Genomic DNA, 22,508 nt, shown 5'->3' on the forward strand with positions numbered 1-22,508 from the left:
TCACCTTTTTTGATTCCAGCGCGATTAGAACGCGTAGTTGAAGTTCGTACCGAACAGCCAGGCTTTACCTTCAGAGGTAAACTCGTACGGACCTTCCTTGAACGTTACTTTCTGACCGTGCATATAAGATACGCCCGCATCGATGGATGCATTCTCGTTCAACGCATAGGTCGCACCAGCACTTAACCAGAAGCGGTCCTGATCCGGAATGGAAATGGAACGTTTGTCTGCCGGAACCGGGCTGTCGTCAAATGCGATACCGGAGCGGAAAGTCCAGTTTTTATCGTAGTAGTAGGTGGTACCCAACGCTATACGATAGGCATCGTGGAAGCTTTCGTCCTTATAGAACAGCGTTTGACCATTGGTTCCGGTCGCTTTCAGCTCCTGGAACTGGCTCCAGCTGGTATAGGCCAGGCTATAGTGAATAGCCCATTGTGGTGCAACGCGGTTGTAACCGGAGACTTCCCACATTTCTGGCAAATGCAGCGACAGTGAACCCGGAACGGTCTGGTTGGACGTTCCCCAAGGAATGGTAGTGCCCGCACCTGGAACCAGATTGTTCACAGGCTTCAGGATGCCGCTCTTGTAATCGCCGTCGAAGTCAATTTTCACTTCGGAACGATAGGTCAGGCCCCAACGGTTGTTTTTGTCCAGCTCGTACAGGATACCGGCGTTCCAGCCATAGCCCCACTCATCACCTTCAAGACTGGCAATTTTATTGCTGTTTTTAGGCAGGCGAGCAGTCTGTTCCCCGGAATAACGTTCAATCTTGGCGTCGGCGTAGACGGCATCAAAGCCCAGGCCAAAACTCCAGTTATCGTTCAGGCGATACGCACCGCTCAGGTTGAGGTTCAGCGTAGTAAGGTCTGTTTTACCGCCGTATTCACCAGCCGGGTAGTTGTTATTGAACTCGGTAGCCAGACCGTAGTTAGACGTTACCGATGCACCCCAGCCAAACTGTTCGTTGATAGGCGCAACGAAGTGCAGGTTTGGGATCCATGCTGTTGGGGCAATATTGTCCGCTTTAAGGCTCGCACCCGTGTAAGGCGACTTACCAGAAACGTTGACATCAGGATCGATATAAACCGCACCTGCAGAGAAAGTCGGACGATCGAACATCATGATCAACGCGGGGTTACGACTCGCGTTACCCGCATCATCAGCGATAGCGCCTTCCCCGGAATACGCACGGCCAAGGCCAGAGGAAGAAAATTCGTTTAACTGAAAGCCCGCTGACCAGGCGGAAGTGGAGACGAGTGCCACTGCGACTGCCAGCGCAGTCTTGTTGAACAGGGTTTTCTGGCTCATGACCATAACCTCATTGAGTTATTTTTATTCAATAATTGTTACATACCGTAACAGGAGCGCGAAGTGTAGGGTCTGAGGTATGACAGACAAATCAGACCAGTGGCCAGAGTATAGGTCTGACCAGCCGGAATGTTGCAAGTTTGTTTATTAATATTTTCAAACATGTTTCGTGAAACGAGATCTGGTTGGCAAAATTGTGACCATCACGACTCACCCAAAAGGGTGGTTTTTGTTTTAGATCATTTTTTAGTGTGATATTGGTCACTTATCCGATTTTGCGCCATTAACGGCTGGAGAGCGCCCGCTCCGGGGCGTAAAATATCAGCATCGTGTCTATCTCGCGCGCTGCGCGAATACAGAGGAAATTGAGCTATGAGTAAATGCAGTGCTGATGAAACCCCGGTTTGCTGCTGTATGGATGTTGGGACCATCATGGACAACACCGATTGCACCGCCTCTTACAGCCGTGTATTCACCAACCGTGCCGAAGCGGAAGAGACCCTGACTGCGCTGAGCAAGCGTGCGCGTGACGTTGAATCCGATCCGTGTGAAATCAAGTCTACCTTTACCGAAGTGGAAGGCGGCGTGAAGCTGGACATCGACTTTGTCTTCGCCTGCGAAGCAGAAACGCTGATTTTCCAGCTGGGCCTGCGTTAATCTCTGCGGCCTGATGCCCTTCCCCCCAGCCCTCTCCCACGGGAGAGGGTGCAAACACTAAAAACGGTAACCTATGGGTTACCGTTTTGCTTTTTCCTTGGGGGCATTTTCTTTTTCTTCTCTGTGTTTTAGCTCGCACTTTTTCGTTTCCCCGATTGGCTGAATGTAAAAAAATGGTTAAGACTATTATCAGGTCAGACCACTTTATGTTTGCGAAAATTTTTTACAGGGGAGTGTTATGAGTCAGGCATTACCGCTTATTACCCGTCAGGGCGATCGCATTGCCATAGTCAGTGGATTGCGCACGCCATTTGCGCGTCAGGCAACGGCGTTTCATGGCATACCGGCCGTCGACCTGGGGAAAATGGTAGTGGGGGAGATGCTGGCTCGCAGCGAAATTCCGCCTGAGGTCATCGAACAGCTGGTATTCGGTCAGGTCGTGCAGATGCCTGAAGCCCCCAATATTGCGCGTGAAATCGTCCTCGGTACCGGGATGAACGTGCATACCGATGCCTACAGCGTCAGCCGCGCCTGCGCAACCAGCTTCCAGGCTGTGGCTAACGTCGCTGAAAGCCTGATGGCGGGCACTATTCGCGCCGGGATTGCGGGTGGAGCGGACTCCTCTTCGGTGCTGCCAATTGGGGTCAGTAAAAAGCTGGCTCGCATCCTGGTGGATGCCAATAAAGCCCGCACGACGGGGCAGAAACTCAAACTCTTCTCGCGTTTACGCCTGCGCGACCTTATGCCTGTACCACCTGCCGTCGCGGAATACTCCACTGGCCTGCGCATGGGCGATACCGCCGAGCAGATGGCAAAAACGTACGGCATTACGCGTGAACAGCAGGATGCCCTGGCGCATCGTTCACATCAGCTTGCGGCAAAAGCCTGGTCGGAAGGCAAGCTGGCCGACGAGGTCATGACCGCCTATATTCCCCCCTACCGTGAACCGCTTGCGGAAGATAACAATATTCGCGGCACCTCAACGCTGGCGGATTACGCCAAACTGCGCCCGGCGTTTGACCGCAAACACGGCACGGTGACGGCGGCGAACAGTACGCCGCTGACGGATGGTGCCGCCGCCGTGATCCTGATGACCGAATCCCGCGCGAAGGAGCTGGGCATCACTCCCCTCGGCTATCTACGCAGCTATGCCTTCACCGCAATTGATGTCTGGCAGGACATGCTGTTAGGTCCGGCGTGGTCCACGCCGCTGGCGCTGGAGCGCGCGGGGCTGACGCTGGCTGATTTAACCCTGATCGATATGCACGAAGCGTTTGCCGCGCAAACCCTGGCAAACGTACAGCTGCTGGCAAGCGAGCGTTTCGCGCGCGATGTGCTGGGCCGCGCCCATGCCACGGGCGAAGTGGATCAGAGTAAATTCAACGTGCTGGGCGGCTCTATCGCCTACGGTCATCCATTTGCCGCCACAGGGGCGAGGATGATCACGCAAACTTTACATGAACTCCGTCGCCGTGGCGGCGGGTTTGGCCTCGTTACCGCCTGTGCGGCGGGTGGCCTTGGCGCAGCAATGGTTCTGGAGGCTGAATAATGGATATGCCATCTGCATTTAATCTGACGGTTCGCCTCGATAACGTGGCCGTTATCACGATCGATGTGCCTGATGAAAAGATGAATACCCTGAAGGCCGAATTTGGTGTTCAGGTGCGCGCGATGCTAAAGCAGATCCGCGACAACAAAGCCATTCGTGGTCTGGTGTTTATCTCTGCCAAGCCGGATAACTTTATCGCCGGCGCGGATATCAACATGATCGCCCGGGCGCAAAGCGCTCTGGAAGCCGAAGAGCTGGCGCGTCAGGGCCAGCAGGTGATGGCGGAGATCAACGGTCTGCCGATCCCGGTTATTGCCGCGATCCACGGTGCCTGTCTGGGCGGCGGGCTTGAGCTGGCGCTGGCCTGTCACAGCCGGATTTGCACCGACGATGCGAAAACGATTCTGGGTCTGCCGGAAGTGCAGCTGGGCCTGCTGCCTGGCTCCGGCGGAACGCAACGGCTGCCGCGCCTGGTCGGCGTCAGCACGGCGCTGGAGATGATTTTAACCGGTAAACAGCTGCGCGCCCGTCAGGCGCTGAAAGCCGGTCTGGTCGATGACGTCGTGCCGCAGTCCATTTTGCTGGAGGCCGCCGTTGAGCTTGCGCTGAAAGGGCGTCAGGCAAAACGTCCTCTGCCGGTACGTGAGCGCGTGCTGGCCGGCCCGCTGGGAAGAACGCTCCTGTTCAACATGGTGGGCAAAAAGACCGAACAAAAAACCAAAGGCAATTACCCGGCGGCAAAGCGGATCCTCGAAGTGATCGAGACCGGGCTGTCGCAGGGAAGCAGCAGCGGCTATGCCGCGGAGGCCAAAGCCTTTGGCGAACTGGCGATGACGCCGCAGTCGCAGGCGCTGCGCAGCATCTTCTTCGCCAGCACGGACGTGAAAAAAGATCCGGGCAGCGAGGCGCAGCCTGCGCCGCTGCGTGCGATTGGCGTACTGGGTGGGGGGCTCATGGGTGGCGGAATCTCTTTTGTTACCGCCAGCAAAGGCAAATTGCCTGTACGAATCAAAGACATTAATCCTAAGGGGATCAACCACGCGCTGCAGTACAGCTGGCAGAACCTTGATCAAAAGGTCAAGCGCCGCCATATCAAGGCAAGCGAGCGCGATAAAACCCTGGCGATGATATCCGGTACGACGGATTACAGCGGTTTTGCGCACCGCGATCTGGTGATTGAAGCCGTGTTTGAAGATCTGGCGCTTAAGCAGCAGATGGTGGCAGACGTTGAGCAACATTGCGCCCCGCATACCATTTTTGCCTCCAATACGTCGTCATTGCCGATTGGCGATATCGCGGCGAAAGCCGCGCGTCCGGAGCAGGTGATTGGTCTGCACTTCTTTAGCCCGGTTGAAAAAATGCCGCTGGTGGAAGTTATTCCGCACGCGACTACCAGCCCGCAAACTGTTGCCACCGTGGTGAAGCTGGCGAAAAAACAGGGCAAAACCCCGATTGTGGTAGCGGACAAAGCTGGCTTCTACGTCAACCGCATTCTGGCTCCCTACATTAATGAAGCAATGCGGTTGCTGACGGAAGGGGAGAAGATTGAGCACGTCGACGAGGCGCTGGTAAAGTTTGGTTTCCCCGTTGGCCCAATCCAACTTTTGGATGAGGTGGGAATAGACACCGGCACTAAAATTATACCAGTGCTGGAAGCTGCATATGGCGATCGTTTTAGCCCACCTGCAACCATTGTTTCTGCGATTTTGAAGGACGATCGCAAAGGCAGAAAAAATGAACGCGGTTTCTATCTTTACGACGCGAAAGGGCGTAAAAGCAGGAAACAGGTCGACCCTTCGGTATATGGACTCATTTCGACCACAGGTCAGGGAAAACTGTCCGCCGTTCAGTGCGCTGAGCGCTGCGTGATGATGATGCTCAATGAAGCGGCGCGCTGCTTTGATGAGCAGGTGATTAAGAGTGCACGCGATGGTGACATCGGCGCGGTATTTGGCATTGGTTTCCCGCCGTTCCTTGGCGGCCCGTTCCGTTACATGGATACGCTCGGCGCGGGTGAAGTGGTTGCTATCCTGCAACGTCTGGCTTCGCAATATGGTCCACGGTTTACACCGTGTGACGAATTATTGCAGATGGCGGAACGCGGCCAGACATTTTGGCCTGCAAGGGAAACTGTCCTCGTAAGCTGAGGTCAAAGAAGGGTAAATCCTGAAGTGAATGGACCTGTTCTGGCGATTTTGTAAACAGAGATTGACTATACTTACGCCATTGAGGTAAAAAACAGCGTTTCATTCACCGAATGGATCAGGCACAATGCCCGGCCATCGGGTTTTCTACCTCTTAGCATTTATCGCGGGTAGTTAACGCCGGTGATTCTGGTTAACAAAAGCGGTGCAATATGCAAGTTTTTATCATGCGTCACGGCGACGCGGCACTCGATGCCGCCAGTGACTCAGTACGTCCTTTGACCGTCTGTGGCTGCGACGAATCTCGTCTGATGGCGACCTGGCTTAACGGTCAAAAAGTGGACATCGAACGCGTTCTGGTGAGTCCGTTCCTGCGTGCAGAACAGACGCTGGATGTGGTAGGGGAGTGTATGAACCTGCCGACCAGTGTGGATGTTCTGCCTGAACTCACCCCGTGTGGCGATGTAGGCCTTGTCAGCGCTTATCTTCAGGCGCTGTGCAATGAAGGTGTCGCCTCCGCGCTGGTCATTTCCCACCTGCCACTGGTTGGCTATCTGGTATCTGAGCTGTGCCCGGGCGAGACCCCGCCGATGTTCACGACATCCGCCATTGCCAATGTTTCTCTCGACGAAACGGGCAAAGGTGTCTTCAACTGGCAAATGAGTCCGTGCAACCTGAAGATGGCAAAAGCGATCTGACGTGACGTGCGATATGGCGGGGTGCAATGTGCTTCCCGCCATTCTGTCAGGGCAACTCTGGCGGCTGCCACTCTTCCACTTCAATCAACACCAGTAACGCGGCATCTCCGCCGTACTCTTTCGGTGCCTGATGAAAAGCCATTACGTGTGGGTGCTGAGCCAGCCACAGCGGCGTTTGTTGCTTGAGGATATGTTTACCGTGGCCGTGCATCACGCAGGCGCAAAAAACATGCTCGCGACGACAGGCTGCGATCAACGCCCCCAGCTCCTGTTTCGCCTGCATCTGCGTTAAACCGTGCAGATCGAGAAACAGCTCCGGTGAATAATCCCCGCGGCGTAATTTTTTCAGCTCAAAATGGCTGACGTCTTCGCGTACGTACTTCACAGCCCCTTGCGTGTTGAGCAGCGGCTGAAATTCATCTGAAAAATAGTGGCTGTTATCGGCCTGCTCCTGCAGAAGACGCTTGACCGGTACTTCGCTGATTTTTTTACGCAGCGGGCGATGGACGATGGTGTCCTGCGTGATTTTACGCGTCCCGGTCATCAGCTGACGGAAGAGCGCCTGATCCTCCTCGCTGAGCGATGTTTTCTTTTTCATTCGTCATTCTCATCTCGTATTTCCGACAGTGTACCCGACTAAACGCATTTTTTAACCTCAAGCGCGACGCGTCATTGCTGATTTATCGCCGTCTTCATGGCAAACTAGCCGCCGAAAATTATGCGAGCATGCCCTGGAGGAAAGAGTGGATAAAATATTTGTCGATGAAGCAGTAAACGAGCTGCATACCATACAGGACATGTTGCGCTGGTCGGTTAGCCGCTTCAGCGCCGCTAATATCTGGTACGGTCACGGTACCGATAACCCGTGGGATGAAGCCGTGCAGCTGGTGCTGCCGTCTCTCTACCTGCCGCTGGATATTCCGGAAGACATGCGCACCGCGCGCCTGACTTCCAGCGAAAAACACCGCATCGTTGAGCGCGTGATCCGCCGCGTGAACGAGCGCATTCCGGTCGCCTATCTGACCAACAAAGCCTGGTTCTGCGGCCACGAGTTCTATGTCGATGAACGCGTGCTGGTGCCGCGCTCGCCGATTGGCGAGCTGATCAACAACCACTTTGACGGTCTGATTGGCCATCAGCCGCAGCACATTCTGGATATGTGTACCGGCAGCGGCTGCATCGCCATCGCCTGCGCGTACGCCTTCCCGGAAGCGGAAGTGGACGCCGTCGATATCTCTACCGACGCGCTGGCCGTGACCGAGCACAACATTGAAGAGCATGGGCTCATCCATCACGTTACGCCAATTCGCTCCGACCTGTTCCGCGATCTGCCGACGCTGCAGTACGATCTTATCGTCACCAACCCGCCGTACGTTGATGCGGAAGACATGTCCGATCTGCCGAACGAATACCGTCACGAGCCGGAGCTGGGTCTGGCGTCAGGCTCTGATGGCCTGAAGCTGACACGCCGCATTCTGGCCTGCGCGCCGGATTACCTGACCGACGACGGCGTTCTGATTTGTGAAGTGGGCAACAGCATGGTACATCTGATAGAGCAGTACCCGGATGTGCCGTTCACCTGGCTTGAGTTCGACAACGGCGGTGACGGCGTCTTTATGCTGACTAAAGCGCAGCTGCTCGACGCGCGCGAACACTTCAGCATCTATAAAGATTAATCCAGCGGGCTTCGGCCCGTTTCACAACGCTCAAACACAAACTACAACATCGGAGCCGTGATGGCAGGAAACAGTATTGGACAGTTATTCCGCGTGACCACCTTTGGCGAGTCGCACGGGCTGGCGCTGGGCTGTATCGTTGATGGCGTACCGCCAGGCATCGAACTGACCGAAGCCGATTTACAGCACGACCTCGACCGTCGTCGCCCGGGCACCTCTCGCTACACCACGCAGCGTCGCGAGCCGGACCAGGTCAAAATTCTCTCCGGCGTCTTTGAAGGGCGCACTACCGGGACCAGCATTGGCCTGCTGATTGAAAACACCGATCAGCGCTCCCAGGACTACGGCGCCATCAAAGACGTCTTCCGTCCGGGCCACGCCGACTACACCTACGAACAAAAGTACGGCTTCCGCGACTATCGCGGCGGCGGACGTTCTTCCGCGCGTGAAACCGCGATGCGCGTGGCGGCAGGGGCGATTGCTAAGAAATACCTGCAGCAGAAATTTGGCATCGTTATCCGCGGCTGTCTGACCCAGATGGGCGACATTCCGCTGGCGATCAAAGACTGGGATCAGGTTGAACAAAACCCGTTCTTCTGCGCCGATGCCGACAAGCTTGAGGCGCTGGACGAACTGATGCGTGGCCTGAAAAAAGAGGGCGACTCCATTGGCGCGAAAGTGACCGTGGTGGCCGACGGCGTCCCGGCTGGCTGGGGCGAGCCGGTATTCGACCGTCTCGACGCCGACATTGCCCACGCGCTGATGAGCATCAACGCGGTGAAGGGCGTAGAGATTGGCGACGGCTTTGACGTGGTTCAGCTTCGCGGCAGCCAAAACCGCGATGAGATTACGAAAGCGGGCTTCCAGAGCAACCATGCGGGCGGCATCCTGGGCGGTATCAGCAGCGGGCAACAGATTGTTGCCAACATCGCGCTGAAGCCAACTTCCAGCATCACCGTGCCGGGCCACACGATTAACCGCGATGGCGAAGAAGTTGAGATGATCACCAAAGGACGTCACGATCCGTGCGTGGGGATCCGCGCGGTGCCGATCGCAGAAGCGATGCTGGCGATCGTGCTGATGGATCACTTCCTGCGCCAGCGCGCGCAGAATGCGGATGTGACGACCACCATTCCACGCTGGTAAACATGAAAAAAACCGCAATTGCTCTGCTGGCGCTGCTTGCCAGTGGAGCCAGTCTGGCCGCGACGCCATGGCAAAAAATCACCCACCCGGTGGCGGGGAGCGCGCAGTCCATTGGCGCCTTTTCCAACGGCTGTATCGTCGGTGCCCAGGAGCTTCCTCTCCAGTCTGATACCTATCAGGTGATGCGCACCGATCAGCGACGTTATTTCGGCCACCCGGATCTGGTGCTGTTCATCCAGCGTCTGGGAAACCAGGTGCATAACCTTGGGCTGGGCACGATGCTGATTGGCGATATGGGGATGCCTGCCGGCGGTCGCTTTAACGGCGGACACGCCAGCCACCAGACCGGACTGGATGTCGATATCTTCCTGCAGCTGCCGAAAACGCGCTGGACCTCCGCCCAACTGCTGAAACCGCAGGCGCTGGATCTGGTGGCGAGCGACGGTAAGCGCGTGGTGCCGTCCCTGTGGACGCGGGACGTATCCAGCATGATCAAGCTGGCCGCGGAAGATAACGACGTCACGCGTATTTTCGTCAACCCGGCCATCAAGCAGCAGCTCTGCCTGGATGCAGGAACCGATCGCGACTGGCTGCGCAAAGTGCGCCCGTGGTTCCAGCATCGTGCGCACATGCACGTTCGTCTGCGCTGCCCGGCGAATAGCCTGGAATGTGAAGATCAGCCGCTACCACCGCCAGGCGATGGCTGCGGTGCGGAACTGCAAAGCTGGTTTGAGCCGGCAAAACCTGGAACCTCTAAGCCTGAGAAGAAGACACCGCCTCCGTTGCCGCCTTCCTGCCAGGCGCTACTGGATGAGCATGTACTTTAATGGATAATTTCGTCGATCTGTTTATGGTGTCGCCGCTGCTGCTGGTGGTGTTGTTCTTTGTGGCCATGCTGGCCGGTTTTATCGACGCGCTCGCGGGCGGCGGCGGGTTGTTAACCGTGCCCGCGCTGCTGGCGGCGGGCATGAGCCCGGCGCAGGCGCTTGCCACCAATAAGCTTCAGGCATGCGGCGGTTCGCTCTCGGCGTCGCTCTATTTTATCCGCCGCAAGGTGGTGAGCCTTGCCGATCAGAAGCTCAATATCCTGATGACCTTTATCGGCTCCACGTCGGGCGCGCTGCTGGTTCAGCACGTGCAGTCCGATATTTTGCGCCAGATCCTGCCGATTCTGGTCATCTGCATCGGGCTTTACTTCCTGCTAATGCCAAAGCTCGGTGAAGAAGATCGCCAGCGTCGCCTGTACGGCCTGCCGTTTGCCCTGATTGCCGGGGGCAGCGTGGGTTTTTACGACGGTTTCTTCGGGCCGGGGGCGGGTTCATTTTATGCGCTGGCGTTCGTGACGCTGGCCGGGTTTAACCTCGCCAAATCCACCGCCCATGCCAAAGTGCTCAACGCGACCTCAAACGTCGGCGGCCTGCTGCTGTTTATCATCGGCGGTAAGGTTATCTGGGCAACCGGATTTGTGATGATGGCAGGGCAGTTCCTGGGCGCGCGCGCGGGCTCGCGTCTGGTATTAAGCAAAGGGCAAAAACTTATTCGCCCGATGATCGTCATCGTCTCGGCCGTAATGAGCGCCAAACTTCTTTATGACAGCCATGGACAGGAGATCCTCACCTGGTTGGGGATGCACTAATGAACAGTACGCATAAATACGAACAGCTGATTGAGATTTTCGACGGCTGTTTTGCCGACGATTTTAATACCCGTCTGATTAAAGGCGACGACGAACCGATCTATCTTCCTGCTGATGCGGAGGTTCCGTATAACCGCATCGTCTTTGCCCACGGCTTTTATGCCAGCGGCTTGCACGAGATTTCGCACTGGTGCATTGCGGGTAAAGCACGGCGCGAGCTGGTGGACTTCGGTTACTGGTACTGCCCGGACGGACGTGATGCCGCCACTCAGGGCCAGTTTGAAGATGTGGAAGTGAAGCCGCAGGCGCTGGAATGGCTATTCTGCGTCGCGGCGGGTTTCCCGTTCAACGTCAGCTGTGACAACCTCGAAGGCGACTTCGAGCCAGACCGTATCGTCTTCCAGCGCCGCGTTCACGCGCAGGTGATGGAATATCTTGAGAAAGGCATCCCGGAACGTCCGGCACGCCTGATCGAGGCCTTACAGAATTATTACCACACGCCGGTTATCACGGCGGAATGCTTCCCTTGGCCGGAAGATCTTTAACAGAGGAAAGAAGATGATCGCAGAATTTGAATCACGCATTCTGGCGTTAATTGATGACATGGTGGAACACGCCAGTGATGATGAGCTGTTCGCCAGCGGTTATCTGCGTGGTCACCTGACGCTCGCGGTAGCCGAGCTGGAAGCGGGGGACGATCACTCTGCCGACGCCGTTCACGCTGAAGTCACTCGCAGCCTGGAAAAAGCCATTCTGGCCGGGGAGCTCTCGCCGCGCGACCAGTCTCTGGTGTTAGGCATGTGGGGCACTTTGTTCCAGCAGGCTAAACGCTAAGTCATCGTATTTCACCCGGTGGCGCTGCGCTTACCGGGCCTGTGAATATCCCCTCTCCCTGTGGGAGAGGGTTAGGGTGAGGGCACCAGACCGCACCCTACTTGACCTTCTTCCCCTTCAGCAGTTTCCGTACCCACAATCGATTCGGATTCAGCCCTGCAAGCGTAACCCTGTCCAGCGGCATCGGCTCGCCGCTCATTTGTGCGGCTAACACTTCTGCCAGTAGCGGTGCGGAACAGAGCCCGCGAGATCCTAATCCACCCAGCATAAACAGCTCCGGATAAACCGGCGCGCTTACCGCGTTATCCCGGTTATCAGCAAGATCCTGATAGGCCTCAAGCGTCGCATCGTAGTCCGGCACATTTCCCGCCATCGGCAGATGATCGCGGGTGGCGCAGCGCACGCCGCAGCGCGCGTCACCCTCGCTGACGTCAACCTCTTTCGCCCACGCTGCATCAGGGAAACAGTCAATCAGGCGCTGGCGGTTCTGGGCCTGATCCGCGTCGCTGTAGCGCATATCCGTTTCGCCACGATGATAGCTGGCCCCGATGCAGTGGTGGCCGTTAGACGGATTTTGTGGCGTCAGATAGCCGTCATAGCACAGCACCTGACGCAGTTTGTTCAGTTCGGGCGCGGAAGGAATATGGCTTACCTGGCCGCCGACCGGATAAACCGGCAATGACTCTGTCTGGATAAACTGGCTGATGTTATGTCCGTTTGCCAGCACAACGCTGGCATGGCTTGCCTCTTTGCCATCAGCAAAACGCAGATTCCAGCGTTCTGTCCGGCTCAACGATTCAACCTTGTGAGCATAATGCGCCGTCAGCCCGCGCGACTGCGCCAGCGCAATGACCGCCGAGGTCAGTTCAGCCGGGCACAGCCAGCCGCCGAGCGGATACTGAATGCCCCCACACCCGGTTTCCACGCCAGCGGTGTCTGCCACCTCTTGCGCACTTACCGCACGGGCAATCTCGTCAGGCAGACCCAGCGACAGCATCTGCGTGATTTTTTGCTGGCTCTTTTCATCCCAGCCGAGCTGCGTCACGCCGCACCAGTCATGCTCGAACGCCACCGGCAGGGCGTCGTACAGGCGACGAGCGAAGGTAAACGCCGCCGGGAAAAACCGGAACAGGGCCGGGTCGTGCGCGCTTAAAAGCGGATAGAGCGCACCCTGACGGTTGCCGGATGCGCCGCTTGCTGGCGCGTCGTCGGCACAGTAGAGCGTGACCTGCCAGCCGCGGTGGAGAAGCGCGAGAGACAGCAGAGCGCTGGCGATCCCCCCGCCGACTATCGCCACCTCACGGGATGCGCTGGCGCTGCGTGCAAACCAGGGGGCACTTGCGGGGATGTCCAGCGTCTGCTCCATTCTGCCGACCAGCATGTCGCGCTTGCGGCCAAAACCTTTGGTTTTCTGCATGGTAAAGCCCGCCTCCTGCAGCCCGCGGCGGACAAAGCCTGCCGAGGTGAAGGTGGCAAGCGTTGCGCCCGGGCGCGCCAGCCGCGCCATCGCGCTAAACAGATGCTGGCTCCACATGTCCGGGTTTTTGGCGGGGGCAAAGCCGTCAAGGAACCACGCGTCCACCGTCTGATTCATCGAGTCATCGAGCGTATCGGTCAGGTCATTGATGTCGCCAAGCCATAAATCCAGCGTCACGCGTCCGCCGTCCAGAATCAGACGGTGACAGCCGCCAATGTGGGGTGGCCACTGCGCCTGAAGCTGCTCCGCCCAGGCTGCAAGCTCTGGCCAGCGCTGATGAGCGAGCCGCAGATCGTGCGCGGTGAGCGGGAATTTTTCGAAACTGATGAAATGTAATCTTTGTAGCGTAGCCTCAGGGTGGGCAGCGTGAAACTGGTCAAACGCCTGCCAGAGGGTCAGAAAATTGAGCCCGGTACCGAATCCGCTTTCCGCTACAACAAACTGGCTCCGCGGATGCTCCGGGAAGCGGGTGCTGAGCTGGTTTCCGTCGAGGAAAACATAGCGAGTTTCTTCGAGTCCGTTATCATTAGAAAAATAGACGTCATCAAAATCTCGGGAAACAGGTGTACCCTCAGCGTTGAATTCGAGGTTGGCGGGTTGTATAGCGTTTTGTTTCACGTAAGTTACTCGTCTGACAGGCAGTGGCACGATCTTAACGATGTGAGTCCATCGGTGCAAATTTCCGCAGAAAATGTCTGATCGGACTTGTTCGGCGTACAAGTGTACGCTATTGTGCGACTCGAAACTTACTATAGTGCGACTTACAGAGGTATTGAATGAAACGTGCAGTGATTACTGGCCTGGGCATTGTTTCCAGCATCGGTAATAACCAGCAGGAAGTCCTGGCATCTCTGCGTGAAGGACGCTCCGGGATCACTTTCTCTGAAGAGTTTAAAGATTCAGGTATGCGTAGCCACGTATGGGGTAACGTCAAACTGGACACCACCGGTTTGATTGACCGCAAAGTGGTTCGTTTCATGAACGATGCCTCTATTTATGCTTATCTCTCCATGCAGGAAGCGATCAAAGATTCCGGCCTGAGTGAAGAGGTTTATCAGAACAACCCGCGCGTGGGTCTGATCGCCGGTTCCGGCGGCTCATCAAAAGCGCAGGTATTCGGCGCTGACGCAATGCGTAGCCCGCGTGGTCTGAAAGCTGTAGGTCCGTACGTGGTCACCAAAGCTATGGGTTCTGCGGTTTCCGCGTGCCTGGCGACCCCATTCAAAATCCACGGTGTGAACTACTCCATCAGCTCCGCGTGTGCGACTTCTGCGCACTGCATCGGTAATGCTGTTGAGCAGATCCAGCTGGGTAAACAGGACATCGTATTTGCTGGCGGCGGCGAAGAGCTGGGCTGGGAAATGGCCTGTGAATTCGACGCGATGGGCGCACTGTCCACCAAATACAATGAAACCCCGGATAAAGCCTCCCGTACCTATGATGCGCACCGTGACGGTTTCGTTATCGCTGGCGGCGGCGGTATGGTTGTGGTTGAAGAGCTGGAGCATGCCCTGGCACGTGGCGCGCACATCTACGCTGAAATCGTGGGCTACGGTGCAACGTCTGACGGCGCCGACATGGTTGCGCCATCCGGCGAAGGCGCTGTGCGCTGCATGAAGATGGCGATGCACGGCGTTGACACCCCAATCGACTACCTGAACTCCCACGGTACCTCTACTCCGGTAGGCGACGTGAAAGAGCTGGGTGCGATCCGTGAAGTCTTCGGCGACAACAGCCCGGCAATCTCCGCGACCAAAGCCATGACCGGTCACTCTCTGGGGGCGGCTGGCGTGCAGGAAGCGATCTACTCTCTGCTGATGCTGGAAAACGGCTTTATCGCGCCAAGCATCAACATCGATGAGATGGACGAGCAGGCTGCTGGCCTGAACATCGTGACCAAACCAACGGAAGCGACGCTGACCACCGTCATGTCAAACAGCTTCGGCTTCGGTGGCACCAACGCCACGCTGGTTATGCGTAAGCTGAAAGCATAAGTTTTACGTTTGATTCCGGAAGGGAGCCATAAGGCTCCCTTTTTTTATGCATTGACAAGCGGCTGATCTCACAGGCAAACTTCACCCCTCAACATTATCCTCACGATAATGCGTAAGCGTTTAACGTCAACCAACGCACCTTAATCCTGATAATCAGGTAGAGGGGGCGTGGCATTTCCCCGCCTTACTCTTCATTTCGGAGTAAAGCATGACTGCAGTAACTCAAACAGAAACAACCCCTTCAGCGAACGTCTCGCTGTTCCGTATCGCTTTTGCGGTATTTCTGACCTATATGACCGTCGGCCTGCCGCTGCCGGTGATCCCGCTGTTCGTTCATCAGGAGCTGGGCTATGGCAACACCATGGTCGGCATTGCCGTGGGCATTCAGTTTTTAGCCACGGTATTGACCCGCGGTTACGCCGGACGGCTGGCGGATCAGCACGGTGCAAAACGCTCGGCGCTACAGGGGATGTTTGCCTGTGGGCTGGCGGGCGGCGCATGGCTGCTGGCTGCTCTCTTGCCCGTAGAAGCGGCGTATAAATTTGCGCTGCTGGTGCTGGGCCGCTTAATCCTGGGCTTTGGTGAAAGCCAGCTGCTGACCGGCACCCTGACCTGGGGAATGGGTCTGGTGGGGCCGGCACGCTCCGGCAAGGTGATGTCCTGGAACGGTATGGCCATCTATGGCGCGCTGGCCGCAGGCGCACCGCTTGGGCTGCTGATCAATAGCCAGTTTGGATTTGCGGCGCTGGCTGCCACCACCATGGTTTTACCCCTGCTGGCGTGGGCGTTTAACGGCTCGGTGCGTAAGGTGCCCGCGCACAAAGGCGAGCGTCCTTCCCTGTGGAGCGTGGTCGGCCAAATCTGGCAGCCGGGTCTTGGCCTGGCGCTGCAGGGCGTGGGTTTTGCGGTGATCGGTACCTTCGTCTCGCTCTATTTTATGAGCCGCGGCTGGGCGATGGCCGGTTTTACGCTCACCGCGTTTGGCGGCGCGTTTGTGTTGATGCGCGTTTTCTTCGGCTGGATGCCGGATCGCTTTGGCGGCGTGAAGGTGGCGGTGGCGTCGCTGGTGATTGAAACCATCGGTCTGCTGCTGCTGTGGAATGCACCCGTGGCCTCCGTTGCGCTGCTTGGCGCGGCGCTAACCGGCTGCGGCTGTTCACTGATCTTCCCGGCGCTGGGCGTTGAAGTGGTGAAGCGCGTGGCCCCGCAGGTGCGCGGTACGGCGCTGGGCGGCTATGCGGCCTTTCAGGATATCTCATACGGGGTAACCGGGCCGCTGGCCGGGGTGTTAGCCACCTCGTTCGGTTATCCGTCCGTCTTTCTGGCCGGTGCGGTTTCCGCAGTGGTGGGGATCGTGGTGACGCTGGTGGCGTTTCGCAGATCGTAGTTTTTGCCCGGTGGCGCTTCGCTTACCGGGCCTACAATCGCACTAGCCGTAGGCCGGGTAAGGTGAAGCCGCCACCCGGCAGTGTTAAGCAACCAGCCAGAAAATCGCCAGCGCAATCAGTAGCGCAATAAACATCAACCCCGGACGCGCAGAGAGCGTTCTGAACGTCTCGACGACCGGCGCAAACAGCGGGCTGTAGATCGGCTGAATGTTTCTCACCTCCGGCACGCCGCCTTCGCGCTCGGCGCGGCGAACGAAGATTTGATTGAGCAGATCCTGCACCTGCGCGGTGGTCAGAACCGTTTGCGGCGTGGCCTGCCAGTTTTGCTGGGCGTAATCCCGGATGACTTCAAACTCGTGCGGCTCAAGCGGCTGCTTCAGTGCCGCCTGGACGGTATGCAGGGTAGGGGCATTCTGGGTGCTGAGCGTCTGGCGCGCCTGGAGCCAGGTCACCAGATGCGTAAACTGTTTGGCCGGTATTAACTCACCCGCCTTCACGCCGGACAGCTCCAGCATGGATTGCCAGATAAGCTTCGTCGGTTCGCCGGTGGCCGCAGCCAGCTTCGTCACCATCTGCTTGAGCGTGTTGTGCTCGGCTGGCAGCAGCGGACGCTCGGTCGCCGGGCGCACCTGAGGCTGCGGAATAGACAGCTCGTTGTTCTGCAGCAGGGTCAGCACGGTTTTGAGCTGGTCGGGCGTCAGCTGGCCCAGCGCGGTCTGACCATACTGCTGGCGAATAAAATCGCTCACCGCCTGCCGGTTATTGCCCTGACCCAGCAGCTCCGTCAGCTGAGCAACAATCTGGCGCGTGGTGTGGTTCTGCTGCGCGGTATTGATACGCTGGTTCAGGTTTTGCTCGGCAGCAGGGAAATGGCGCGACTGCAGCGGTGCGTCGTTCCTCACGCCTAAATCATGCTTTACCCCGGCCCAGACTTCCGCGTTTTGCTGTGAAGTCAGCGCAATCAGGCGCGTGATCAGTCGCTCCAGCACGGTGCGCTGTTGCGTGGATAGCGGTTGTTCACCGGCAACGTTTGGCGTGACGGGGCCTTCACCCGGAGGGCGTGGCGGCGTACCTGAAATGGGCTGCATCGTCAAAAATCCTTAAAGTCAAAACTCAGCGTAAACCAGGCATACATATATGCCTGGCGGCGAGATTATGGCACACTTGGCAGGTTTTCTTCCTCTCAAACAGGTACTCAGACGTGAAAATCCTCGTTGATGAAAATATGCCTTACGCCCGTGAGCTGTTTAGCCGCCTGGGTAACGTTAAGGCTGTCCCTGGTCGCCCGATCCCGGTCAACGAACTGGATGACGCAGACGCGCTGATGGTGCGCTCGGTGACTAAAGTAAATGAGGCGTTGCTCGCCGGTAAAGCGATTAAGTTTGTCGGAACCGCAACGGCAGGGACCGATCATGTGGATGATAAATGGCTGAAGCAGGCCGGAATCGGTTTTTCCGCCGCGCCGGGCTGTAACGCCATTGCCGTTGTGGAATACGTTTTCTCCTCCCTGCTGATGCTGGCCGAGCGCGACGGGTTTGCGCTGAAGGACCGCACCGTGGGGATTGTCGGCGTGGGTAACGTCGGCGGGCGCCTGCAAAAGCGCCTTGAAGCGTTAGGGATCCGCACGCTGCTGTGCGATCCGCCGCGTAAAGATAACGGCGATGACGAGGATTTCCGCTCGCTGGATGAGCTGGTTGAACAGTGTGACGTGCTGACGTTCCACACGCCGCTGTTTAAAGAGGGGCCGTATAAGTCGCTGCATCTTGCTGACGAGGCGCTGATCCGTCGTCTGAAGGCTGGCACTATTCTGATAAATGCCTGCCGTGGTCCGGTGGTAGATAACGCCGCGCTGCTGACATGCCTGAACGAAGGACAAGACCTCAGCGTGGTGCTGGACGTCTGGGAGCCGGAGCCGGATCTCAACGTTGAGCTGCTTAACAAGGTAGACGTGGGCACGGCGCATATCGCCGGTTATACCCTCGAGGGGAAAGCGCGCGGCACGACGCAGGTCTTCGAAGCCTACAGCGCTTTTATCGGCCATCCGCAGCAGGTGGCGCTGGATACCTTACTCCCCGCGCCTGAATTTGGCCGCATTACCCTGCACGGTCCGCTCGATCAGGCAACGCTGAAAAGGCTGGTGCATTTGGTGTATGATGTGCGCCGCGATGATGCGCTGCTGCGTAAAGTGGCGGGGATCCCGGGTGAATTTGATAAGCTGCGCAAGAACTACGTTGAGCGCCGCGAGTGGTCTTCCCTGTATGTAATATGCGACGACGCCCCGTCGGCGACGCTGCTGCATAAGCTGGGATTTAACGCCGTTCATCACCCGGCGCATTAATGTCTTCTTAATGCTCCCTGTCGGATACTCCGACAGGGACGCTTTTTTATTTCTGGAGTAAACCACCATGTCTGAAGGCTGGAACATTGCCATTTTAGGTGCCACGGGTGCCGTGGGCGAAGCCCTGCTCGAAACCCTTGCTGAGCGTCAGTTCCCGGTGGGCGATATCTATGCGCTGGCCCGTACCGACAGCGCAGGTGAGCATCTGCGTTTTAACGGTAAATCCGTCATGGTCCAGGACGCGGCCGCGTTCGACTGGACGCAGGCGCAGCTGGCGTTTTTCGCCGCGGGCGCTGAAGCGACGGCTGCGTACGTTGAAGAGGCGACTAACGCAGGCTGCCTGGTGATCGACCTGAGCGGTCTGTTCTCAATGGAGCCGGATGTGCCGCTGGTGGTGCCGGACGTGAACCCGTTTGTGCTGGCTGACTACCGCAACCGTAACGTCATTGCGGTCCCGAACAGCCTCACCAGCCAGCTGCTGACCGCCCTGAAACCGCTGATCGACGACGGTGGCCTGTCGCGCATTACCGTCACCAGCCTGCTGTCCGCGTCCGCGAACGGCAAAAAGGCCGTTGACGCGCTGGCCGGGCAGAGCGCGAAGCTGCTGAACGGTATCCCGATTGACGAAGACGATTTCTTTGGGCGCCAGCTGGCGTTCAACATGCTGCCGCTGCTGCCGGACCGCGAGGGCTCCGTGCGCGAAGAGCGCCGTATCGTCGATGAAGTGCGTAAAATTCTGCAGGACGATGGCCTGATGATTTCCGCGAACGTCGTGCAGTCTCCGGTCTTCTACGGCCACGCGCAGATGGTTGGCTTTGAAGCCCTGCGTCCGCTGGCGGCAGAAGAGGCGCGCGACGCGTTTGGCCGCGGTGAAGACATCGTGCTCTCCGAAGAGAGCGAGTTCCCGACCCAGGTTGGCGATGCCACCGGCAGCGCGCATCTTTCCGTTGGCTGCGTGCGTAACGATTACGGCATGCCGGAACAGGTTCAGTTCTGGTCCGTTGCCGATAACGTTCGCTTCGGCGGCGCGCTGATGGCGGTCAAAATCGCTGAAAAACTGGTGCAGGAGTACCTGTACTGATGTCAGACGTGGAACAAAAGCCGGTCCATAGAATTGCGCTCGGAATTGAGTACGACGGCAGTAAATATTATGGCTGGCAGCGTCAGAACGAGGTGCGCAGCGTCCAGGAGAAGCTGGAGAAAGCGCTCTCTCAGGTGGCAAACGAGCCGATTAACGTCCTGTGCGCGGGACGTACGGACGCGGGAGTTCACGGCACGGGGCAGGTGGTGCACTTTGAAACCACCGCCGTGCGTAAGGATGCCGCCTGGACGCTGGGTGTAAATGCGAATTTGCCTGGTGACATTGCGGTGCGTTGGGTAAAAGCTGTGCCGGATGATTTTCACGCGCGCTTCAGCGCCACGGCGCGTCGCTACCGTTATGTCATCTACAACCAGCGCCTGCGTCCGGCGGTGTTAAGCCAGGGCGTGACGCATTTTTATGAACCGCTTGATGCGGAACGTATGCATCGCGCGGCGCAGTGTCTGATTGGTGAAAATGACTTTACGTCGTTTCGTGCGGTGCAGTGTCAGTCCCGCACGCCGTGGCGCAACGTCATGCACATAAACGTCAGCCGTTTTGGCGCGTATGTGGTGGTGGATATTAAAGCCAATGCCTTTGTACATCATATGGTTAGGAATATTGTGGGCAGCCTGATGGAAGTGGGTGCCGGACACCAGCCGGAGAGCTGGATTGCAGACCTGCTGGCAGCGAAGGACAGAACGCTTGCGGCAGCCACGGCGAAAGCGGAAGGATTGTATCTGGTCTCAGTAGACTATCCGGATCGATTTGACCTGCCGAAACCGCCAATGGGCCCGCTGTTTTTAGCGGACTAAACAAAGGTGCAATTAGGGCTTAGACAATATGGACGTAATACGTTTTCTGATTGATTTCATTCTGCATATTGATGTTCACCTGGCAGAGCTGGTCGCGCAGTATGGCGTCTGGGTTTACGCCATTCTGTTCCTCATTCTGTTTTGTGAAACCGGTCTGGTCGTTACCCCATTCCTGCCAGGGGATTCACTGCTGTTCGTTGCCGGGGCGCTATCGGCGTTACCCACTAACGATCTGAACGTGCATCTTATGGTTGTGCTGATGGTGATTGCCGCCATTGTCGGTGATGCGGTCAACTATACGATTGGACGGGTGTTCGGTGAGCGGCTTTTCAGCAATCCTGATTCGAAAATTTTCCGTCGCAGCTATTTAGATAAAACCCATGCGTTTTATGAACGCCATGGCGGGAAAACCATTATCCTTGCGCGTTTTGTGCCTATTGTGCGCACATTTGCACCGTTTGTGGCGGGAATGGGGCATATGTCCTATCGTCATTTTGCGGCATACAACGTGGTTGGCGCGCTGCTGTGGGTACTGCTGTTTACCTACGCAGGCTATCTGTTTGGCGATCTCCCGGTGGTGCAGGAAAACCTTAAGTTACTGATTGTAGCGATTATTGTGCTTTCCGTACTGCCTGGCGTTATCGAAATCATTCGCCACAAACGTGCGTCGGCAAAACAAGCGAAATAAAGGCACGCTGGCGGTTCGACCACTTTTTTATCCAAAGTTTCGGGCTGTTATGTTTTAATGTGCAACATTCATGGTCTGTTGGAGGCAAAAATGGCATTATTCGCCTCTTATAGCAAAACTGGCATACGACCAGGTTCAGGCAGAAAGGTTATCAATGAGCTGGATTGAACGAATTAAAAGCAACATTACCCCAACGCGCAAAGCGAGCATTCCTGAAGGGGTATGGACGAAGTGTGATAGCTGCGGTCAGGTTCTGTATCGCGCAGAGCTGGAGCGCAACCTTGAGGTGTGTCCGAAGTGTGACCACCATATGCGTATGTCGGCGCGCAACCGCCTGCATAGCCTGCTGGACGAAGGCTCTCTGGTAGAGCTGGGTAGCGAACTCGAGCCAAAAGACGTGCTGAAGTTCCGCGATTCCAAAAAATACAAAGATCGTCTGGCCTCTGCACAGAAAGAGACCGGCGAGAAAGACGCGCTGATCGTCATGAAAGGCACCCTGCATGAGATGCCGGTTGTCGCCGCTGCCTTTGAGTTCTCCTTTATGGGCGGCTCAATGGGCTCCGTGGTCGGTGCGCGCTTCGTGCGTGCCGTTGAGCAGGCGCTGGAAGACAACTGTCCGCTGATCTGCTTCTCTGCCTCCGGCGGTGCACGTATGCAGGAAGCGCTGATGTCGCTGATGCAGATGGCGAAAACCTCTGCTGCGCTGGCGAAAATGCAGGAGCGCGGTCTTCCGTACATCTCCGTGCTGACCGACCCAACCATGGGCGGCGTCTCTGCGAGCTTCGCGATGCTGGGCGACCTGAACATCGCTGAGCCAAAAGCGCTGATCGGCTTTGCGGGTCCTCGCGTTATCGAGCAAACCGTTCGTGAAAAACTGCCGCCGGGCTTCCAGCGCAGTGAGTTCCTCATTGAGAAAGGCGCTATCGATATGATCGTCCGCCGTCCGGAAATGCGCCTGAAGCTGGCGAGCATTCTGGCGAAGCTGATGAATCTGCCAGCGCCGAACCCGGATGAGCCGCGCGAAGGCGTGGTGGTACCGGATCAGGAACCCGAGGCCTGATAACTGAAAAGGGCAGGGCCGG

At 57.2% G+C, this 22,508-nt stretch carries 21 protein-coding genes; 17 read left to right on the plus strand and 4 right to left on the minus strand.

Features of this window, described 5'->3' with window-relative positions; genetic code table 11:
* Window positions 1-24: 24 nt before the first annotated feature.
* Complete coding sequence (gene fadL, locus SPH27_RS13575) at window positions 25-1,308, minus strand: long-chain fatty acid transporter FadL (protein WP_033146109.1); 1,284 nt, start codon at window positions 1,306-1,308, stop codon at window positions 25-27.
* A gap of 372 nt (window positions 1,309-1,680) precedes the next feature.
* On the opposite strand from fadL, the gene SPH27_RS13580 reads away from it, so the two are divergent.
* The 4 genes from SPH27_RS13580 to sixA all read left to right on the plus strand — a co-directional run bounded on the left by SPH27_RS13580 (window position 1,681) and on the right by sixA (window position 6,356).
* Window positions 1,681-1,965, plus strand: coding sequence for a YfcZ/YiiS family protein (locus SPH27_RS13580; RefSeq protein WP_024907659.1), 285 nt, complete (start codon window positions 1,681-1,683; stop codon window positions 1,963-1,965).
* Window positions 1,966-2,203: 238 nt separating this feature from the next.
* The gene (gene fadI / locus SPH27_RS13585; RefSeq protein ID WP_087823068.1) at window positions 2,204-3,514 is read left to right on the plus strand and encodes an acetyl-CoA C-acyltransferase FadI; all 1,311 of its coding nucleotides are present in this window, start codon (window positions 2,204-2,206) and stop codon (window positions 3,512-3,514) included.
* Window positions 3,514-5,661, plus strand: coding sequence for a fatty acid oxidation complex subunit alpha FadJ (gene fadJ / locus SPH27_RS13590; protein WP_182071336.1), 2,148 nt, complete (start codon window positions 3,514-3,516; stop codon window positions 5,659-5,661). Before fadI ends, fadJ begins: the two co-directional genes overlap by 1 nt.
* A 209-nt stretch (window positions 5,662-5,870) precedes the next feature.
* Entirely contained in the window at window positions 5,871-6,356 is a 486-nt protein-coding gene (gene sixA / locus SPH27_RS13595; protein ID WP_032659231.1) for a phosphohistidine phosphatase SixA, read from the plus strand.
* A 46-nt stretch (window positions 6,357-6,402) separates the two neighbouring features.
* Here sixA and smrB read toward each other — a convergent pair whose 3' ends face one another.
* Window positions 6,403-6,954 carry an endonuclease SmrB gene (gene smrB / locus SPH27_RS13600; RefSeq protein WP_033146105.1) on the minus strand — a complete coding sequence of 184 codons (552 nt, stop codon included), beginning with the start codon at window positions 6,952-6,954 and terminating at the stop codon, window positions 6,403-6,405.
* Between the two features lie 145 nt (window positions 6,955-7,099).
* Between smrB and prmB the strand changes: the two genes are divergently transcribed.
* From prmB to SPH27_RS13630, 6 genes are read left to right on the plus strand one after another with little or no spacing between them, the layout of a single operon-like run.
* Window positions 7,100-8,032 carry a 50S ribosomal protein L3 N(5)-glutamine methyltransferase gene (gene prmB / locus SPH27_RS13605; protein ID WP_039023972.1) on the plus strand — a complete coding sequence of 311 codons (933 nt, stop codon included), beginning with the start codon at window positions 7,100-7,102 and terminating at the stop codon, window positions 8,030-8,032.
* Between the two features lie 60 nt (window positions 8,033-8,092).
* On the plus strand, window positions 8,093-9,178 hold the full coding sequence (aroC, locus tag SPH27_RS13610) for a chorismate synthase (protein ID WP_029742149.1): 1,086 nt from the start codon (window positions 8,093-8,095) through the stop codon (window positions 9,176-9,178).
* A 2-nt stretch (window positions 9,179-9,180) separates the two neighbouring features.
* Complete coding sequence (mepA, locus tag SPH27_RS13615) at window positions 9,181-10,005, plus strand: penicillin-insensitive murein endopeptidase (protein ID WP_024908935.1); 825 nt, start codon at window positions 9,181-9,183, stop codon at window positions 10,003-10,005.
* Window positions 10,005-10,814, plus strand: a complete 810-nt coding sequence (locus SPH27_RS13620) for a sulfite exporter TauE/SafE family protein (protein WP_038417370.1) — start codon at window positions 10,005-10,007, stop codon at window positions 10,812-10,814. The genes mepA and SPH27_RS13620 overlap by 1 nt, the downstream gene beginning before the upstream one ends.
* Window positions 10,814-11,359, plus strand: a complete 546-nt coding sequence (locus SPH27_RS13625) for an elongation factor P hydroxylase (RefSeq protein WP_033146101.1) — start codon at window positions 10,814-10,816, stop codon at window positions 11,357-11,359. Before SPH27_RS13620 ends, SPH27_RS13625 begins: the two co-directional genes overlap by 1 nt.
* A gap of 13 nt (window positions 11,360-11,372) precedes the next feature.
* Complete coding sequence (locus SPH27_RS13630; protein ID WP_182071334.1) at window positions 11,373-11,648, plus strand: YfcL family protein; 276 nt, start codon at window positions 11,373-11,375, stop codon at window positions 11,646-11,648.
* A 97-nt stretch (window positions 11,649-11,745) separates the two neighbouring features.
* Here the strand turns inward: SPH27_RS13630 and mnmC are convergent, their stop codons facing one another.
* On the minus strand, window positions 11,746-13,743 hold the full coding sequence (mnmC, locus tag SPH27_RS13635) for a bifunctional tRNA (5-methylaminomethyl-2-thiouridine)(34)-methyltransferase MnmD/FAD-dependent 5-carboxymethylaminomethyl-2-thiouridine(34) oxidoreductase MnmC (protein ID WP_182071333.1): 1,998 nt from the start codon (window positions 13,741-13,743) through the stop codon (window positions 11,746-11,748).
* 158 nt (window positions 13,744-13,901) lie between these two features.
* On the opposite strand from mnmC, the gene fabB reads away from it, so the two are divergent.
* Window positions 13,902-15,119, plus strand: coding sequence for a beta-ketoacyl-ACP synthase I (fabB, locus tag SPH27_RS13640; RefSeq protein WP_023336433.1), 1,218 nt, complete (start codon window positions 13,902-13,904; stop codon window positions 15,117-15,119).
* A 208-nt stretch (window positions 15,120-15,327) separates the two neighbouring features.
* Window positions 15,328-16,506, plus strand: a complete 1,179-nt coding sequence (locus SPH27_RS13645) for an MFS transporter (RefSeq protein WP_207167686.1) — start codon at window positions 15,328-15,330, stop codon at window positions 16,504-16,506.
* An 84-nt stretch (window positions 16,507-16,590) separates the two neighbouring features.
* Here SPH27_RS13645 and flk read toward each other — a convergent pair whose 3' ends face one another.
* Window positions 16,591-17,595, minus strand: a complete 1,005-nt coding sequence (flk, locus tag SPH27_RS13650; RefSeq protein ID WP_029740201.1) for a flagella biosynthesis regulator Flk — start codon at window positions 17,593-17,595, stop codon at window positions 16,591-16,593.
* Window positions 17,596-17,708: 113 nt separating this feature from the next.
* Here flk and pdxB point away from each other — a divergent pair, with 113 nt between their 5' ends.
* From pdxB to accD, 5 genes are all read left to right on the plus strand, one after another.
* Window positions 17,709-18,845 carry a 4-phosphoerythronate dehydrogenase PdxB gene (gene pdxB / locus SPH27_RS13655; RefSeq protein ID WP_039263238.1) on the plus strand — a complete coding sequence of 379 codons (1,137 nt, stop codon included), beginning with the start codon at window positions 17,709-17,711 and terminating at the stop codon, window positions 18,843-18,845.
* Window positions 18,846-18,912: 67 nt separating this feature from the next.
* A complete protein-coding gene (locus tag SPH27_RS13660; RefSeq protein ID WP_039263237.1) occupies window positions 18,913-19,926 on the plus strand; it encodes an aspartate-semialdehyde dehydrogenase in 1,014 nt (337 codons plus the stop codon).
* Window positions 19,926-20,738, plus strand: coding sequence for a tRNA pseudouridine(38-40) synthase TruA (gene truA / locus SPH27_RS13665; protein ID WP_023312566.1), 813 nt, complete (start codon window positions 19,926-19,928; stop codon window positions 20,736-20,738). Before SPH27_RS13660 ends, truA begins: the two co-directional genes overlap by 1 nt.
* Before the next feature lie 28 nt (window positions 20,739-20,766).
* A complete protein-coding gene (locus SPH27_RS13670) occupies window positions 20,767-21,426 on the plus strand; it encodes a DedA family protein (RefSeq protein ID WP_182071331.1) in 660 nt (219 codons plus the stop codon).
* A gap of 154 nt (window positions 21,427-21,580) precedes the next feature.
* A complete protein-coding gene (gene accD, locus SPH27_RS13675) occupies window positions 21,581-22,486 on the plus strand; it encodes an acetyl-CoA carboxylase, carboxyltransferase subunit beta (RefSeq protein ID WP_003861408.1) in 906 nt (301 codons plus the stop codon).
* The last annotated feature ends 22 nt before the right edge of the window (window positions 22,487-22,508 follow it).

The organism is Enterobacter sp. A103 (assembly GCF_034427535.1).
In the GTDB taxonomy this organism is placed as follows: Bacteria; Pseudomonadota; Gammaproteobacteria; order Enterobacterales; family Enterobacteriaceae; genus Enterobacter; species Enterobacter asburiae_B.